At 41.9% G+C, this 17369-nt stretch carries 15 protein-coding genes and 1 pseudogene; 3 read left to right on the top strand and 13 right to left on the bottom strand.

Features of this window, described 5'->3' with window-relative positions; all coding sequences use genetic code 11:
* Positions 1-146 precede the first annotated feature (146 nt).
* Complete coding sequence (locus H540_RS0108650) at positions 147-1616, top strand: nicotinate phosphoribosyltransferase (protein WP_028400296.1); 1470 nt, start codon at positions 147-149, stop codon at positions 1614-1616.
* Between the two features lie 445 nt (positions 1617-2061).
* Positions 2062-5088: an efflux RND transporter permease subunit gene (locus H540_RS0108655; RefSeq protein ID WP_028400297.1), complete on the top strand. Its 3027-nt coding sequence runs from the start codon at positions 2062-2064 to the stop codon at positions 5086-5088.
* A 263-nt stretch (positions 5089-5351) separates the two neighbouring features.
* Here H540_RS0108655 and H540_RS0108665 read toward each other — a convergent pair whose 3' ends face one another.
* The 3 genes from H540_RS0108665 to H540_RS0108675 all read right to left on the bottom strand — a co-directional run bounded on the left by H540_RS0108665 (position 5352) and on the right by H540_RS0108675 (position 8150).
* Complete coding sequence (locus H540_RS0108665) at positions 5352-6293, bottom strand: sporulation protein (RefSeq protein ID WP_028400299.1); 942 nt, start codon at positions 6291-6293, stop codon at positions 5352-5354.
* A gap of 43 nt (positions 6294-6336) precedes the next feature.
* Positions 6337-7656: a hemolysin family protein gene (locus H540_RS0108670; protein WP_028400300.1), complete on the bottom strand. Its 1320-nt coding sequence runs from the start codon at positions 7654-7656 to the stop codon at positions 6337-6339.
* 74 nt (positions 7657-7730) lie between these two features.
* Positions 7731-8150 carry a MerR family transcriptional regulator gene (locus H540_RS0108675; RefSeq protein WP_081415070.1) on the bottom strand — a complete coding sequence of 140 codons (420 nt, stop codon included), beginning with the start codon at positions 8148-8150 and terminating at the stop codon, positions 7731-7733.
* Between the two features lie 213 nt (positions 8151-8363).
* On the opposite strand from H540_RS0108675, the gene ytvI reads away from it, so the two are divergent.
* A complete protein-coding gene (gene ytvI, locus H540_RS0108680) occupies positions 8364-9395 on the top strand; it encodes a sporulation integral membrane protein YtvI (protein ID WP_028400302.1) in 1032 nt (343 codons plus the stop codon).
* Positions 9396-9426: 31 nt separating this feature from the next.
* Here ytvI and H540_RS29280 read toward each other — a convergent pair whose 3' ends face one another.
* From H540_RS29280 to kdpC, 10 genes and pseudogenes are all read right to left on the bottom strand, one after another.
* The gene (locus H540_RS29280) at positions 9427-10263 is read right to left on the bottom strand and encodes a hypothetical protein (protein ID WP_051317038.1); all 837 of its coding nucleotides are present in this window, start codon (positions 10261-10263) and stop codon (positions 9427-9429) included.
* A 94-nt stretch (positions 10264-10357) separates the two neighbouring features.
* Positions 10358-10917, bottom strand: a pseudogene (locus tag H540_RS29285) (C39 family peptidase); the annotation flags it as partial.
* A gap of 356 nt (positions 10918-11273) precedes the next feature.
* The gene (locus H540_RS0108705) at positions 11274-12557 is read right to left on the bottom strand and encodes a sensor histidine kinase (RefSeq protein ID WP_028400304.1); all 1284 of its coding nucleotides are present in this window, start codon (positions 12555-12557) and stop codon (positions 11274-11276) included.
* A gap of 3 nt (positions 12558-12560) precedes the next feature.
* Complete coding sequence (locus H540_RS0108710; protein ID WP_028400305.1) at positions 12561-13232, bottom strand: response regulator transcription factor; 672 nt, start codon at positions 13230-13232, stop codon at positions 12561-12563.
* Positions 13233-13302: 70 nt separating this feature from the next.
* Entirely contained in the window at positions 13303-14493 is a 1191-nt protein-coding gene (locus H540_RS0108715) for an ABC transporter permease (protein WP_245592198.1), read from the bottom strand.
* Positions 14423-15160, bottom strand: coding sequence for an ABC transporter ATP-binding protein (locus H540_RS0108720; protein ID WP_028400307.1), 738 nt, complete (start codon positions 15158-15160; stop codon positions 14423-14425). The genes H540_RS0108715 and H540_RS0108720 overlap by 71 nt, the downstream gene beginning before the upstream one ends.
* Entirely contained in the window at positions 15160-16125 is a 966-nt protein-coding gene (locus tag H540_RS0108725) for an efflux RND transporter periplasmic adaptor subunit (protein ID WP_028400308.1), read from the bottom strand. Before H540_RS0108725 ends, H540_RS0108720 begins: the two co-directional genes overlap by 1 nt.
* Before the next feature lie 20 nt (positions 16126-16145).
* Positions 16146-16355, bottom strand: a complete 210-nt coding sequence (locus H540_RS0108730) for a hypothetical protein (RefSeq protein WP_028400309.1) — start codon at positions 16353-16355, stop codon at positions 16146-16148.
* Between the two features lie 119 nt (positions 16356-16474).
* Positions 16475-16714 carry a hypothetical protein gene (locus H540_RS0108735; RefSeq protein ID WP_028400310.1) on the bottom strand — a complete coding sequence of 80 codons (240 nt, stop codon included), beginning with the start codon at positions 16712-16714 and terminating at the stop codon, positions 16475-16477.
* Between the two features lie 69 nt (positions 16715-16783).
* Positions 16784-17365, bottom strand: a complete 582-nt coding sequence (gene kdpC / locus H540_RS0108740) for a K(+)-transporting ATPase subunit C (protein WP_028400311.1) — start codon at positions 17363-17365, stop codon at positions 16784-16786.
* Positions 17366-17369 lie beyond the last annotated feature (4 nt).

The raw sequence follows: 17369 nt of genomic DNA on the forward strand, positions 1-17369 counted from the left end.
TTTACGGCGGCTTGTATTCTCTCCCTCCCGTTATAGATTTTTCTATTCTTTCTTCAGAAATCAACAGGAAAATCTATCTATACTATGGAATGTATTTTTAAATTCTATCCATACTATAACAAGGCAGTTTAACGGAGGCTTCAGATATGGAAAAAAGATATGAGGACGACAGCTTTGCACTGCATACAGATTTATATCAACTCAATATGGTCGAAACATATTGGGCGGATGAAATTCATAACCGGCGCGCGGTTTTTGAGCTGTATTTCCGCAAGCTCCCTTTTGGTAACGGCTATGTGGTTTTTGCCGGGGTAGAAAAAGTAATGGAATACATACAAAGCTTTCAATTTTCCGACACAGACTTGACGTATTTGCGTGAAGAACTGGGGTATGAAGAGACGTTTCTGGCGTATTTAAAAGATTTGCGTTTTACCGGCAACATTCGTTCCATGAGAGAAGGAGAGCTTGTCTTCAACAATGAACCTCTCCTGCGCGTTGAAGCTCCCTTGGCAGAGGCTCAGCTTGTGGAAACGGCTTTGCTCAATATTGTGAACTACCAAACATTAATTGCGACAAAAGCAGCGCGTATGAAGCATGCGGCAGGTGAGGATGTATTGATGGAATTCGGTACCCGGCGCGCACATGAATTTGACGCGGCGATATGGGGCACGCGCGCAGCTTTCATCGGAGGCTTTTCGGCTACAAGCAATGTCCGTGCCGGAAAAAAATTCGGTCTTCCGGTGGCGGGAACACATGCCCATGCGCTTGTACAAGCATATCGAGATGAATATACTGCCTTTTACAAGTATGCAAGTCGCCATAAAAATTGTGTATTTCTTGTGGATACATATGACACTTTAAAATCCGGTGTTCCGAATGCAATTCGCGTCGCAAAAGAATTTGGGGATAAAATCAATTTTATCGGAATTCGCCTCGACAGCGGAGATATGGCTTACTTGTCCAAAGAAGCACGAAAAATGCTGGACGAAGCTGGCTTTCCGCATGCGAAAATCATAGCCTCAAGCGATCTTGATGAATATACCATTATGAACTTGAAGTCCCAAGGAGCAAAAATTGATACATGGGGAGTGGGAACAAAGATTATCACTGCCTTTGATCAGCCAGCACTCGGAGCCGTATATAAACTCGTTTCCATTGAAGATGAAAACGGACAATTGGTTGATACAATTAAGCTTTCTTCAAATCCTGAAAAAATCAGCACACCCGGACTGAAAAAGCTGTATCGCATTATCAATACCGTAAACCATCATGCAGAAGGAGATTATATCGCTCTTGAAACAGAACAGCCGCAGAAGGAAGAACGTCTTCGCATGTTTCACCCTATTCATACGTTTATAAGCAAATTCGTGACCAACTTCGAGGCACGCGAGCTGCATCATGATATTTTCACAAACGGGAAGTCGGTCTACGAATTACCAGCCATTCAAAACATACAAGCTTACGCAACAGAGAATTTGCATTTGCTGTGGGATGAATATAAGCGTACAATGAATCCGGAAGAGTACCCTGTTGATTTAAGTCAGGCTTGCTGGGATAACAAGATGGCGCATATCCAGAGAGTTCGGGAGAACGTTACGAAAAAAATCAAAAAATAAAAAACAGCTGTGTCATAACTCACAGCTGTTTTTTATTTTGCTTTCTTCAGCAGTTGAGTAACAGCTTTCTTTTTTGAATAAGCCGCTCACAGTAATTATATACAAATGATTTATAATTTCGACATTTTCATTTGCTATTTCGAACAAAACGGCATTGGCACTTACTTCCTCTCTCTGATTTACCCTTACATGGACCACTACAAGGGTTTGACCGCTTCTACACGTTGCCGGATGCTCTCGCCCCACTATAAAAAGACGATTTTTTTATTCAGTTTTATATAGAAAACTTTAGCATAAAAATAAAAAATCCTTCTGTATCCCCCTGTACATATTCCAGTTAATTTATCGTAAAATTTACAAAAATTAATGTTCCCATATACCTTTGTTCCTTTAATGATGATATAATTCATTTGGTTAATTTTAGAAAAAAAGGAAGGGGTTATCTATGTCATTTTTTACAAAATGGTCCTTTGCGAATAAAGCCGCAGTTACTATCATGTCACTCTTAGTTCTTATCATGGGAATCGTGAGCTACACGACTTTACCAATGGAATTTCTGCCAGCAGCGGATCAGCCGCAGGTTTCTGTTGTCGTCATGGGGCAAGGCATGGACGCGAGCAGCATGGAAAAGCAGGTAACTGAACCGATTGAGAAAGCTGTTTCTCTAGTGAAAGGAAAACGAAATGTCTTTTCTACAATAGGCGACGGTTTTACACGAATTGATGTATTCTTTGAACCGAAAACGGATTTGAAAGAAGCAAAACGAGGCATTCAAGAGTCTTTGGATACACTGACGCTGCCGCAAAATGTCATGAAACCAAACGTAGTATTGCTGAACACCACTATGATTCCTGTGGCAGATGTAGCTATTACCTTTGACAGCGGCGTAACGCCAAGCAATCTGGAATTCGCTAAAAAGGATATCATTCCAATGTTTGAGGATATTAAAGGCGTATCCAACGTTCAAACTGCCGGTGTTATTGATACATACGTATCTATTAAACTCAACAGCTCAAGCATGGAGCAAAAGCAAGTTAGCCTTGAAAGCATCATGAACGTATTGCAAGGCCAAAATCTTGCGGTTGCGGTAGGCGAAAAAACGATTGATGGCAAAGCAAGCAACCTAAAGGTTATAGGCAACATCAAAAACGTAGATGATTTGAAAAAAGTGCTTGTAGCTCCGAATGTGAAACTTTCTGATGTTTCTGCAATCGAGCTGAAAAAACCGGAAAACACAACAACAAGAATTGACGGCAAGGACGGCTTGCTTCTTATTGTAACGAAGGACAGCCAATCTAATGCTGTTAAAGTGAGCCATGAGGTAGAAAAAACAACGAAGAAAGTAAATGAACAATTTAAAGGCGTACAATCCAACGTTATTATCGCAACTGGAAATATGGTCGAAACCTCTGTTACAAGCATGATGAAAGAAGTATTGTTAGGCGCGCTGTTCGCTACAATCGTTATTATGCTGTTCTTGCGCAATATTCGTTCTACTTTTATTACAATCGTTTCTATCCCATTATCCCTTTGTTTCACACTATTTTTGCTCTCGCGCTCAGGCATTACCTTGAATATTTTAACGCTGGGCGGCGTAGCTGTAGCTGTAGGACGTCTCGTAGATGACAGCATCGTCGTTATCGAAAATATTTTCCGAAAAACGCAAACTGAACCATTTTCAAAGAAGCTTATTATTGAGGCGACAAAAGAAGTAGGAACGGCTATCACATCTTCTACATTAACAACAGTTGCAGTATTCTTGCCGATCGGCTTAGTAAGCGGGCAGCTGCAGGAATTTTTACTGCCGTTCGCTCTTACAGTCACTTACTCTTTGCTTGCATCCTTAGTTGTAGCTTTAACGGTTGTGCCGCTGATGAGTGCAGCATTGCTGAAAAATGCGAAGCTGAAGGAGCACAGTCCTTCCGTCCGCTTCTCTAGATTTTTAACATGGTCCCTAAATCATAAATGGGTCGTGCTGCTAGTTGCATTTTTCATGTTCGCCGGTTCTATCGGCGCATATTTCACAATGCCTAAGGGCGCTGTCAGCAAATCAAAAGCAGACGCAGTTGTAGCGACTTTAAGCTATCCGAATGAAACGCCGATCCAGGATGTGAAGAAAAACGCAATGGAATTGGAAAAGTTCATTTTGGATCAAAAGCAAGTGAAATACGTATACATGCAAATCGGCAACTCTGCGGATGCAGCGAAATACGGCAGTGTTACTTCACCAACAGATGCAATTTTCACTATCATTCTAAAGGATGATAAGGAGCAGGATGCATTTGTAGAGGAAGTGAACAAGCAAAAGGGCAAATATACTGGTGCTAAATTATCTGTAATTGCTACCGCCGTTATGGGAGGAGGCGCCACTTCTATTACAATAGACGTAATAGGGGATAAATTAGATGAGCTTGAGAAAACAGCAAATGACATTAAAAATAAAATCAAAGATGTAGAAGGCGTTACATCTGCAGAAACGAACCAGGAAAAGAAAAAGACCGTATATTCCTTTATCGTTAACCAATCTGCTGCCAATACAGAGCAAGTGGCTCGTCAGCTTGCGATCATGCTGAATCATACGCCGCTCGGCACCGTAACTGTAGATAATCAAGATGCGCTTGTTCAATTAGAAGCCGTTGCGGACCTGAAAACAAACAGTGACTTAAACAATATTCCGATTGCTACGCCAGCTGGAATGGTACCAATTTCTAAGGTGGCGGAAATCAAAAAGGAAGAAAAGCCGACAAGCACATTCCATAAAGACGGTAACTCTTATATTCGCATAACTGCTGCAGTGGAACCGTCTAAGCTATCCGCAATCTCGCAAGAAGTAAATAAAATCATTTTTGGTGATAAAAAGAACAAAGGAATGACGATTCCAAAAGACGTAAAAGTATATATCGGCGGAGCCAGCGCTCAGCAGGCCGAAGATTTTACAGACTTGTTCATGACAATGCTCGTTTCCATCGGGCTTGTATTTCTCATCATGGTTATTACCTTTAAAACGGTTCGCGCGCCAATCGCAATTCTGTTCTCCTTGCCGCTTGCAGCGGTCGGCGCTGTTCTCGGCTTGCTGATCAGCCGAATTTCCGTTGACGTAACATCATTGCTCGGTGCGTTAATGCTGATTGGCATCGTCGTAACAAACGCAATTGTATTGCTCGACCGCGTTAAGCAAAATGAAGAAAAAATGATAATACGCGATGCCATTGTAGAAGCCGCTGCAGTACGGATGCGCCCAATTTTAATGACAGCAGTCGCTACAATCGGCGCTATGCTTCCTCTCTTATTCAAAAAAGCAGAAACTGGGAACCTTGTATCGCAAAGCCTTGCGATTGTCGTAATCGGCGGCTTGAGCATCGCTACACTTCTGACGCTTGTAGTGATTCCAGTTGTGTACGAATTGTTACACTTCCGAAAAGCAAAGAAACAGCGGCAAATGAAGCAAACTTCCAAAGAGATAAACATGTAACATTAAGAAACTCAGCACGGAAGAAAACCATGCTGAGTTCTTTTTAGCTGGGCATAGTGCACCTGCTGAGTATGGTAACGGTCAAAGCCTTTAACATGCCCTTCCCTGTGTTTTTGGACTAAGTATGCTGGTCTGTTCTTTTGTGCCTGATGTTCAAAAGAAGAAAAAGAATGGGAAGCTTTGCCGCGAAATTTTATAACTTCATCATTACAAAAGAGAGTATCCAATCATCGGATACTCTCTTTTATTTTTCTTTACACGTATTAAAATTCATCGTCTCCGCCGAAGAAGTCACCAAATCCGGATTCATCATCTCCGCCGAATGTCTCTTCATCGAATCCGAGCGCTCCGGCAGCACCTTCCATTGCTTCTTCAAACAATTCTCCCAGCAGCATGCCGCCGACAATTCCAACGGCTAAACCGCCAATCATCCCCGTAAGACTTCCTTGATGAGAATGATGAGATGTGTAGGAGAATGGATTTGTGTATGCATGAGGCTGCTGCACCGTCTCAGTAATAGTTTGATAGAGCAGTCCTTTTAGCTTCTCTTTATTTTGCAGCACTTCATGCTCCACAAATAATTCACGCTTCGCTTCAGCTTCCCCGAAGGTACTTGGGCAATCGACCTCCAACCAAATCCGAAGGCCACTTTCTTCATAAGCAAAACGCAGCTCTAACTCGTTAACATGCCCCGTAAAGGCATGAGCAGGGAAAAAGGAAAATTCCTGACCGTACTTATCCAGTTTGCCGGAACGCGGCTTTTCACGGAAGCCTATGCTTTCCAATGCTTGAAAGACAGCCTGTACCTCTTGCGGCGCCTCAATGATAAGCGGATCCACATCCGTGCGGTCTACACCCGCTTCAATGTCTAGATGTGTGTCAAAATAGTAGGAAACGGTTCCGCGTGATAACGGTAAACTCACAGGAATGGTATACGTAAACGGAATGACTCTTTGCTCTTTCGGACGAATGATAAGCGCACCGCTTAAAGAAATCGCAGTGACTTCTCTCATAACCGTACCTTCCTTAGCTGCCAGACTCATAATAAGACGCACAGATACATGGTTAATATTTTGCTCTGCCTCGCCGCCTTGCAGGATTACCTCACCTTGCACAGTTTCTCCTGCACGGTACGGACGATTTTCAAAACGCAAATCTACCGTTGCGGCACCTTTTCCTAAGCGAGCTAAAAATTTTTTCAGCATTTTTCTTATCTCCTTTTGGCATTATGTATAAAAGAAGCAGCAACTATATAGTTGCCGCTTGCTCTTCCGCCTTAATCTTACGAATCTCCACTCTCTTAATTTGATGGGAGTCTTTTGATAGAACCTTAAATTCATAGTCGCCCGATTCTACAGATTTTCCCTCTTCTATTTCGTGGTTCTGCATCATAATCCAGCCGCCGACCGTATCAACTACTTCCTCATCCATATGCAAGCCGAACAAATCGTTAATATCGCTGACAAGCACCTTGCCATCCACGATTTTATGATATTCGTTAATATGCTGAATCGGAGGATGCTCATCCTCATCATATTCATCCCGAATTTCCCCTACAATTTCTTCCAGGATATCTTCAAGAGTCACAAGTCCTGCTGTGCCGCCGTACTCGTCATACAAAATCGCCATCGGAATTCGTTTTTTCTGCATTTGCAGCAGGAGATCATGAATTGGAATTGTTTCCATAACCTCAATCACCGGACGCATATAATTACGGATGGAAGCAAGCTCTTCACTCTTTCCATTCATATAACGAATGAAAAAGTCTTTCACGTTCACCATACCGATAATATCATCTTTATCTTCCTTAAAAATCGGATAGCGCGTATATTTTTCGCTTTGAATGATTTTCATGTGCTCTTCTACAGGATCTTCAGCATAAAGACCAATGATTTCTGTTCGCGGCACCATAATTTCCTTCGCAATGCGATTATCAAATTCGAAGATGTTGTTTACGTATTTAAACTCTGCTTGATTAATTTCTCCGCTTTCATAGCTCTCAGAAAGAATTAAGCGCAATTCCTCCTCCGAGTGAGCCACTTCATGCTCAGAAGCTGGTTTAAGGCCAAATACCCCAGTAACAAAACGCGCTGATCCATTCAAAGCCCAAATAAAAGGATAAGCTACCTTGTAAAATATCATCAACGGCTTTGCAAACAATACAGTTACTTGCTCCGCTTTTTGGATTGCCAATGTTTTTGGCGCAAGCTCTCCTATTACAACGTGCAAAAACGTAATAAGCGCGAACGAAATAATGAAAGATAAAGTGCTTGCAACGGCACTTGGCAAACTTAAACTTTTCATCACAGGCTCTAATAAATGATGTACTGTCGGTTCCCCAAGCCAACCGAGACCGAGTGCTGTGACAGTAATGCCAAGCTGACACGCTGATAAATATTCATCCAAGTTCGTTGTTACTTTCTTTGCGGCTAAAGCCCCGCGTTTTCCCTCTGCCACAAGCTGATCAATACGGCTGCTGCGCACTTTTACAATTGCGAATTCTGCTGCTACGAAAAAGCCTGTGAGAGCGATTAAAAACGCTACCATGACTAAATTAAATATGTCCAAGCAATCCCCTTAGTCCAATGAACTAAGGTATCCACCTCCTATAATGGTTATCCTCTCATATCTTGTTTATATGTTTATCCTAAAAATAAAACGAGCGTTTGCATCAATGTTGCTGCTCTTCCTGATACATATTTCATCATCGTTTGACGCTGATCATCTGTTAATCCGTCCAAAAGCGGCTTTAAGTGAGACAACTCCTGCTCAAGCTTCTGAATGTGGCGAGAAATTTCATCAACTTGCTCAGCGACCGAATGATTCGCGTCAACGTTAGTTTGCTTCCGTTCCAATAATTGTTTAATTTCGCAAAGCGGCATATGCATTTTTTTGCATTGTTCAATGAAATTCAGTACATTGACCGCGCTTTTATCATAATAACGATAATTAGAATCCGAACGGTGCGCAGCCAAAAGTCCTAAATTCGTATAATAATCAATGGTTCGTTTCGAAACTTGAGCCAGCTCAGCCAACTCTCCGATTCGGTATCCGTTCCCAATGAAGCCGCCTCCTTTATTATAAAAGTAATTTTATGGTATCATATATAAAAGCGTACAGTCAAACGTTACAGTTTTATATTTTATTAATAATTATTGTTTATACAGCTGCTGAAAAAATGAAGATACATTTCATCTTATTTTCGTAAAGAATAATAATAGAGAAAAGAACGAAAAGGCCCTTTGGGGCGAGAGAAGGAAAGGAGAACATTTTTCATGTGGAAGAAATGGGTATTTATTGCTTTATTAGTAGTTATTATTATCTTTTTGATTCCATATAGCTTGCCTGTTATCTTTGCTTTGCTGACAGCTATTTTATTAGAGGGTGTTGTCAAAAGACTGCAGCAGCACGGACAATTTTCACGTTTATATGCTGTTTTGACAACGTTTATTCTTTACCTAGCTTCATTGGCATTGATCGGTTATTTTATGATACACACGATTTTCAAACAAATCGTCTCTTTATCCCATAAAGCTCCGACTTTTGGAAAAGAGTTTTATTCTACAACAATTCTGTCGATGAGTAACAGCTGGCATAAATACTCTGAAACACTGCCGAATGAAGTGCTGTCTTCCGTGGAACGAGCTTTGGAGAATAGCATCAATTCCTTAGACTTGCTCGCAAAAAATCTCATTCAAGGAACAATCGGATTTGTCGCTGTTGTCCCAGGGTTTTTACTTGAGTTCTTAATTTACCTTGTCGCCTTGTTCCTCATCAGCTTGGAACTTCCGCGCTTAAAGACAAAACTGGAGAGTTATCTTACAGAAACCTCCAAGCATAAGTTTCATCTTGTAATGAGTCAATTGAGCAGTGCAGGAATCGGTTTTATTAAAGCCCAGTTCTTTTTAAGCATCTTAACATTCATCATGGCTTATATCGGATTATGGCTTTTAAATATTCCGTATACTGCATTGCTTTCTCTTTTGATTGTTGTTGTCGATATTCTACCGATTTTAGGAACGGGATCCGTGCTTGTTCCGTGGGCTGTTGTTTCTATTTTACAGGACAATCAGACACTCGGGATTGGATTGCTCATTCTGTTTGCGGTAATGACAGTCGTACGCAGAATTATCGAGCCGAAGGTATATTCAAAAAGCATGGGTATTTCTCCGCTTGCAGCCTTAGTCAGTCTATACATTGGCTTTAAGCTGCTTGGGTTTGTCGGTTTGTTCCTTGGTCCGTCTCTTGTTATCTTATACGAATCATTGAAAAAGTCCGGCGTAATCCGCATACGCTTTAAAATCTAAGGAAAAGAGGCTGAATTTGCAGCCTCTTTTCTTATTCGCTCCCAGCGTCCGGCAGCAAATAATAGTATAAAGATTCATTTGAAGAGTCCGCCCAAGGAGAAAGTTCAAAGCTCTTCGCCTTTTCCTGATCCTGTTTTGCAATTTCTTGCGCAAGCTCATCAATGCTCTTTCCCTTGGCGGAGATGTTCAATTCCTTTGCGGCTTGTAAAACCTTCTTCTCACGCACTTCCTTTACAAGCTGAAATACATCTTTTCCATAGGCATCAATTCCAAGCTCGTCTGCTTCCTTGACAACTCTCGTTTGCCCCACTTCTTTAACCAATGCTTCCAAATCTTTTCCGTCTGTTTGAATTCCCAACTGCTCCGCTTCTTTCTTAATTTTTGTTCCATATATTTCATCTGCAATATCAGATACCGCTTTCCCCTTTGTAACAATTCCAAGATTCTCCGCTTCTTTCAATACTTTTATATTATTAATTTCTTGAATTAAAGCGGTAGATTCTTTTCCTTCCGTGGAAATACCGAGCCCTTCTGCTTCTTTTCTCAGCTTTGTCTTATAAATCGCTTCAAACAGCTCTGCCAAACTTTTGCCTTCTGTATCAATCCCAAGCTGTTTCGCTTCCTTTTTCACTTCTGTCTCGTTAATCTCTTTTTCTAATATTAAATTGTCTTTTCCCTCTGTCTGGATGCCCAGCTCCTTTGCTTTCTGTTGAACGGATTTATCGCTTACAGCTGTACCTGTCTGCTGTATGTTCGATGATACAGTATGGGAATTTGACTCTTTCTGCTGCGCCCATACATCGATGCTGCCAGCAAGACTGATTGCAAACATAGAAACCGCAAAGAACCAGATTGCCCTTTTTTTCATGATATTCCCTCCTTATTTTTTTAGTTTATCCTTTTAACATGTCAGTTAAATGTCAAAGAGCTCTCATTAACATGAAATTTTTTCTCTTTTAGCCCTATATTGTCACATAGCTAATAGCTTGACTGCCCATTTGCACCCACGCCTCTTCGAATTCTTTTCTATCAACTGCCGTACGCGGCTCTTCTCCGAGCGGATCGTTACTATATGATTCTCATCATAACCGACAATTACAACACTATGCTCACGATACGTAATGGAAACTTCTCCTGATTTGGTGTCCCACACCTCGAATGCAGCCGCGGGGCAAAGGTTCCATTTGTAATGACCCAAACGGGCGCTCCCGCCTGCAAAGCTGCATAAATATCATCTATGTTTTTCCCGCTTAAATCTTGTACTTTATCACCCAAATACCGCTTTGCCAACTGAAAAACAGGACTGTGATACACACCGTAGCCCGACTCAGAAAATGCACATATCTCCTACAAACCCGTCATTCGGATTTCTGTGAAAATCACCCTTCCGAAACGGTACCTTGCTGATTTCTTCAGCTAAGGTCATTTTATCTATCGAAACGCCTGCATACTGCAGCATGGTCAGGCTTATAACCTCACAACCTCTTTCCAGCTCCGGAAGCTGTTGAATAAAGGGAGCATCCTATTTTTTGAGAAGCAGCCTTTCCGTCCTCCTGCTGGATAAATTCGTTTTCAACCTCTTGCCTTACAGATTTATACACCTGCATTTCTGTGCTGTCTTCTCTTGTTTGAGAACTTTAGTTAGAACCGAAGATATTTGCTACGAGGATATGAATGCCAAACAATAAAAGCGTCACACCTATATACCGAAACCATGCTTTTCTCCTCATATTCCTTCCTCCGTTCTCTGATTACGTTTAGATTTCCTCCGATGTATGCTTTGTTATCATATAAGCTTATTATGAACACCATTCCTTAACTTTTTCTTAAGACAGAATTAAAAAATAAAAAGCACACTGCCATCATGCAGCGTGCAAATTATACTCTTTGATGTTTCGGAAACACGATTTCAAAGCTCGTTCCTTCACCAATCGTGCTGTAAACCTTCACTTTCCCGTGATGCTTTTCGATAATCCATTTTGCGATAGAAAGGCCCAATCCAGCTCCCTCTGACATAGTACGTGCCTTATCGCTTTGATAAAAACGATCAAAGATTTTTGGAATTTCTTCTTCTGCTATCCCGATTCCGTTATCCTGCACACGAATGGTAATGGAAGAAGCTGTTTGCTGGCATTGGAGTAAAATTTCTCCCCCCGCTTCTGTATACTTCATTGCATTATCAAGTAAAATGACCAGAAGCTGGTGCATTCTTTCCTTATCCCCTATAAAGCGTATGTCTGAAGAGGTTTGTAATTGAAGCGTTTTTTCTTGATACGCTGCAATCTCCTCATAATGCTCTACAAGTTCATGCAGGAGCTGATCCAGGAAAAACTCTTTTTTCTCCATTTCTAGCTCGTTTGAATCCGAACGTGCGAGCGTAAGCAAATTTGCAACAAGCTTAGCCAATCGGCGGCATTCATTTGCAATAATAGAAATATCAATTGCTTTCTCCTGAACCGTGGATGTTGGAGACCGAAAGAGCACATCAGCTTTTGACTGTATAACCGCTAAAGGCGTACGCAATTCATGCGATGCATCAGATACGAACTGCTGCTGTTTCTGCCAAGCCTTTTGTATCGGTACAAGAGCGCGTCCCGCCAGAAAATATCCTGCAGCGACCGCACAAATAATTCCAATACCGCACCCGACCACCATAATGATCAGCAGGTGCTTAAGCAGCTCTTGTTCCGAATTCACATTCCGAAGAACTTGATACGTAACAACCCCGCTTTCTGTTTGTACCTTTACAGCATATGTGCGAAAAAAATACTTTTCCACTTTTACGTCGTATAGTTCGTTAAACACTTTAGGCTGAATAGCAGCTTCGTTTTGCTCAAACAAAAAGGAATTCGGCGTTGAATACTCAGGCTGATTTTGTTCGTTCCACTTGATAATGTCTATACGAGGATCCATTCTCGAAAATCCAAAGCCTTTAGGACCTCGATCCATATGACCGAGCTGATTTGATCGTTCAGCTTGATTTGGATGGTCCGCTGAATTTATACTCTCTAATCGCCCTGCCGTCTCTAAAATTGCCCTATCCACGTCTTTATATAAACGCTTATCAGTGTAAGAATAAATAACGAAGCCTAACGCACCGATCAATATAATAAAAACCAAAGAATTGATAAGGGTAAGCCGAATATGCGTGCGTCTGAACATACTCTATTGCTCCTTCAGCATATATCCGACACCGCGAATCGTTTGAATATCTTTATGATAGCCGAACGGCTCCAGCTTTTTGCGAAGATGATGCATGAAGACCTCTACGATGCCAATTGTCGTATCAGAATCGAATCCCCATACGCGGTCGTAAATTTGCTCTTTCGTTAAAATGACGCCTTTATTTTGAATCAAATACTCCAGCACCTCATATTGCTTTAATGTAAGCTTAATAGGCTGCCCGCTCACATGGATATCTTTTTCTTTACCGAACAATTCAATATCTTGATATTGGATTGTTTGACTCGTCGTTAAGCTGCCGCTTCTTCTTAACAAAGCACGGATTCTGGCTTGCAGTTCAGGCCCTTGAAACGGCTTGACCAAATAATCATCGCCTCCAAAATCCAAACCTTTCACCCGATCCTCCAATGAATCTTTAGCAGTAAGGAACAGCACTGGCGTTTTAATGTTTTCGCTTCGTATCGCTTGAATCACTTCAAAACCATCCATTTCAGGAAGCATCACATCAAGCAAAATGACATCATAAATATTTTGCAGAGCCAGAAATAGCCCTTCTTCTCCGTCCGTTGCGCAGTCCACCTCAAATTCGCCTTCCAACATTTGCTGAATGGACTGCAATAATGCCTTATTATCTTCTACCGCTAACAATCGCATAACTTCTCGCCCCTTTCCTTCTTATAATAACAAAATGAAGCGGCCGCAACACGCGAACGCTTCATTTTTCTTATTCGTAACGAAGTGCCTGAATCGGATGCAGCTTGGACGCCTTATTGGCTGGAAACACACCGAATAAAATACCGATTGCCAAAGAGAATAAGAAAGCAAGCAACGTAACAGACGTAGAGAATGCAATGGCTGTTCCTGTTGCAGCTGAAAAGATTTTCGCAACCGCAAGACCTATACCAACACCCGCTAATCCGCCTAATGCGCTCAGCACAATTGCTTCAATGAGAAATTGCAATAAAATATCTCTCCTTTTTGCACCGATCGCTTTTCGTATTCCGATTTCTTTTGTTCGTTCCGAAACGGACACAAGCATAATATTCATAATGCCGATGCCGCCGACCAGCAAGGAGATGGCTGCGATGCCGCCGAGCATCATCGTCATTGTATTCGAGACAGAGCTCACCGTATTCATTAAATCTTGCTGATTGAATACGCTGTAGCTGTCTTGATTGTTCGGGAACATTCCCATTAGAATCCCTTGAGCTCGTGCCATTACAAAGTTCAATTGCCCCTCGCTCTTAGCCTGGATATATACAGACTGTACGTTCATATTCTTCACAACGCGCTGCGCCGTACTTAACGGCATGATGATAACATCATCCCCGCTTTGTCCAAGCGACCCACCTTTTGAAGCAAGGACGCCCACCACTTTATAAGATGCTCCATTCACTTGTACCGACTGTCCAACCGGATTGGAAAATCCGAATAGGGTTTGTGCCGTATTGGAGCCTAGCACAGCAATCTTTTGTCTGTATTCTACATCTATATCCGTGATGAAGCGTCCCCGTGTTACCTGCATATCTCGTATCGTTTGGTATGCTTCATTTGTTCCAGTCAAGGATACCTGTGTAGAAGTATTTCCATTTTTCACATTCACACGACCAGATACAGCAGGAGCAATCGCCTTCACACCTTCAATCGTTTTGAACTTCTCTGCTTTTTCTGCTGAAAGCTTTGCGATCTCAGAGTTATTTACATTGACTGTAATCAAATTCGTGCCGAGGCTATTGATTTGGCTTGCGACCGCTTTACTGGATCCTTGCCCGATCGAGATAAGAACAATGACAGACGCAACTCCTATGATAATGCCGAGCATTGTCAAAAATGCCCGCATTTTATTACCTTTGATACTCCGAAGCGCCATCCTGATAGATTGCGTGAGACCCAAACCAATCACCCCCATTTTCATACAGCTGTCCATCCTGAATACGAACGATCCGACTTGCTTGCTGTGCGACTTCCAAATCATGTGTAATTAAAATAATCGTATGACCTTGCTTGTGTAAATCCTTCATTACCTGCATAATCTCTTCACTTGTCTTGCTATCCAATGCTCCTGTCGGCTCATCTGCCAGCAAAATAGGAGGATTTCCAACAAGTGCCCGTGCGATGGCAACACGCTGCTGCTGTCCGCCCGAAAGCTGGTTCGGCAAGTGCTGCGCCCGGTCGCGAAGCCCAACTTTATCCAAGCATTCGTAAGCAATATTGCGCCGTTCTTTCGTTCCCAGTCCTCGATATAATAAAGGAAGCTCCACATTTTCCAGCGCCGTCAGCTTCATCAGCAAATTGAAATTCTGAAAGATAAATCCGATTTTCTCGTTTCGAATCGAAGCAAGCTTGTTGTCGTTCATTTCCCCGACTTCTTCTCCATCGAGAAGATATTGTCCTGAGTCAGGGCGATCCAAGCAGCCAATCATGTTCATAAAAGTGGATTTCCCGGAACCAGAAGGTCCAATAATGGAAATGAAGTCACCTTTATAAATATCAAGAGAAACTTCTCTGAGTGCCATGACCGTTTCGCCACCCAGCTCGTATGAACGCACCATATTTTTAATTTGAATAATAGGTGTTTTCATTATTGTCCTCCTCTTGTACCCGTTCCGCCAGTGCGCCCTGAACCGCCAAAGCCACCTCCAAAGCCACTTCCGCCTCCAAAGCCGCTCATTCCACCTTGTCTCATGCCTTGTCTTGTATTATTTCCTGTTGTTGCTACAACTGCAGGCAATTGTACCTGTTCCCCTTCTGTAAGTCCTTCTGTAATCTCTACATAATCTTCATTATGAATGCCTGTTTTCACAACTTTCCGTTGTACAGCTGTCCCGCTTCCATCTGAAGAAGACGCTTGAACCAGTACAACTTTCTCGTTGCCTTGTGTACGTACGGCTGCAACCGGAACGTATAAAGCATTGTCTTTACTTTCTGTCAAAATGCTAGCTTCCGCTGTCATTCCTACTTTTAAGCTTTTCGCATCATCAATTCCAATCGTTACATCGAATGTAGAAACACCATTAGAAACTGTACCTTCTTTAGCTACTGCTGTTACCTTACCCGTAAATGCTTCATCCGGATACGAACTTGCTTTTATGCTTACAGTCTGTCCTACTTGCACCTTCGGAATATCGAGCTCATCTACTTGAATTACGGTTTGCAATTGCTTGTAGTTCGTAAGATGCGCAACAACCTTTCCTGGTGTTAAATGATCCGCAGCTTTTACACCTACTGACGTAATGGTACCGTCTGCCGGTGCTGTAATAGGATCGCTTCCATCTGTAAAGGTTACGAGCTTCTGCCCGGCCGTTACATCCTCATTCGCAGACACAAGCACCTCGTCTACCACTTTAGATGTATCTGCCGTCACATCTGTATTTGTTACAGACTGAATAGAGCCCGACGCGCTTACCTTTACATCTAGCTTTCCTTTTTGCACAGCCACGGCTGCCACTCTCGTCGTTGCCGCTTGCGATTTACCTTTCAGCATAAACCATGCTCCTGCACCGCCAACAATTAAAACAATACTTATAATTGCAATCCACTTTTTCAAAATGATAATTCCCCTTTCATTTATTGGCTTTGAGCTGGCTGCTCCTGCTGATTTTGTTTATTGACGCCGCCCTGTATCGTCGGCCATCCTCCATTACGATTCATTCTCGTAATATTTGTTTTTTTACTGTCTTTATAAACTAAATAGCCTACTCCGATTACAGCGACAGAGCTAAGAACCAGATTGATAACCAACAGCATTTTTATGAATTTTTGTGAGGTTTGCTCCACAATGACTCCTCCTTGTTCGATTTGGATAAACCTATTATGGGAGGCATTCCTTAACTTTCTCTTAAGAAAACATAACCCATTTTAAAAAACTACTATATAAATAGGAAGAAACTCTTCATTCACAGAGATATAATTTGATTTATCTTATAGACACAGGGGTCTCCTACCAAAAATCCTCCTTGTGCTTCATCTCTCTGAAATTGTGTAAGCATAACATACTCAACCTTAGGCATTTCTGTTCTTATGTGACAAGTCCGCTCAAGTTTGAAGCCTGTTACAACGTACAAACCATCGTCTCCCTGTATTTGTACAATTTGAAACAACTGTACTCCGTCCGCGCCTTTCACATTCAACCTCATTCAATCCCGCCTTTTCATCGATTTCCTTGTTCTAAAAATCCCCCAGTTTTGCAACTGGGGGAAATCAACTTATTTTTTTAATTTCTGTAACGCAAGATTCAATTCCAGTACATTCACCTTTTCTTGACCAAACATGCCAAGTTCAGGTTCTTCAATATGACTCTTAATTAAATCCTTCAATTTCTCCTCTGAAATATTTGTGTATTTTGCCACACGTTCAATTTGTACATATGCCGCTTCTGGACTAATATGCGGATCTAAACCGGAACCGGAGTTCGTCACAAGATCTATCGGCACTTCAGTAACTGGTACAGTTGGATCTTGCTCCTTCCATTTTTGAATCGTTTCTTCCGTACGCTCTAACAAATTCGGGTTGGATGGTGCGTAGTTGTTAGAACCAGATGCCTCAGATTTATATTCAATGCTTGAAACACGTCCATGGAAATAACTCGGGTCTTGAAAGTTTTGACCAATCAGTTTAGAACCGACAACTTCATTTTCACTATTGTAAATCAGGCTTCCGTCTGCTTTATCAGGCATAACTGCTTGCGCCACTCCTGTCACAACAGCCGGATATACAAGGCCGCATAATACAATCGTTGCAGCTGTCAATCGAAGGACGGGTGAGAATATGCTTTGCTTATTTTCCATCTTT

Source organism: Ectobacillus panaciterrae DSM 19096 (genome assembly GCF_000430785.1).
Classification (GTDB): Bacteria; Bacillota; Bacilli; order Bacillales; family Bacillaceae_G; genus Ectobacillus; species Ectobacillus panaciterrae.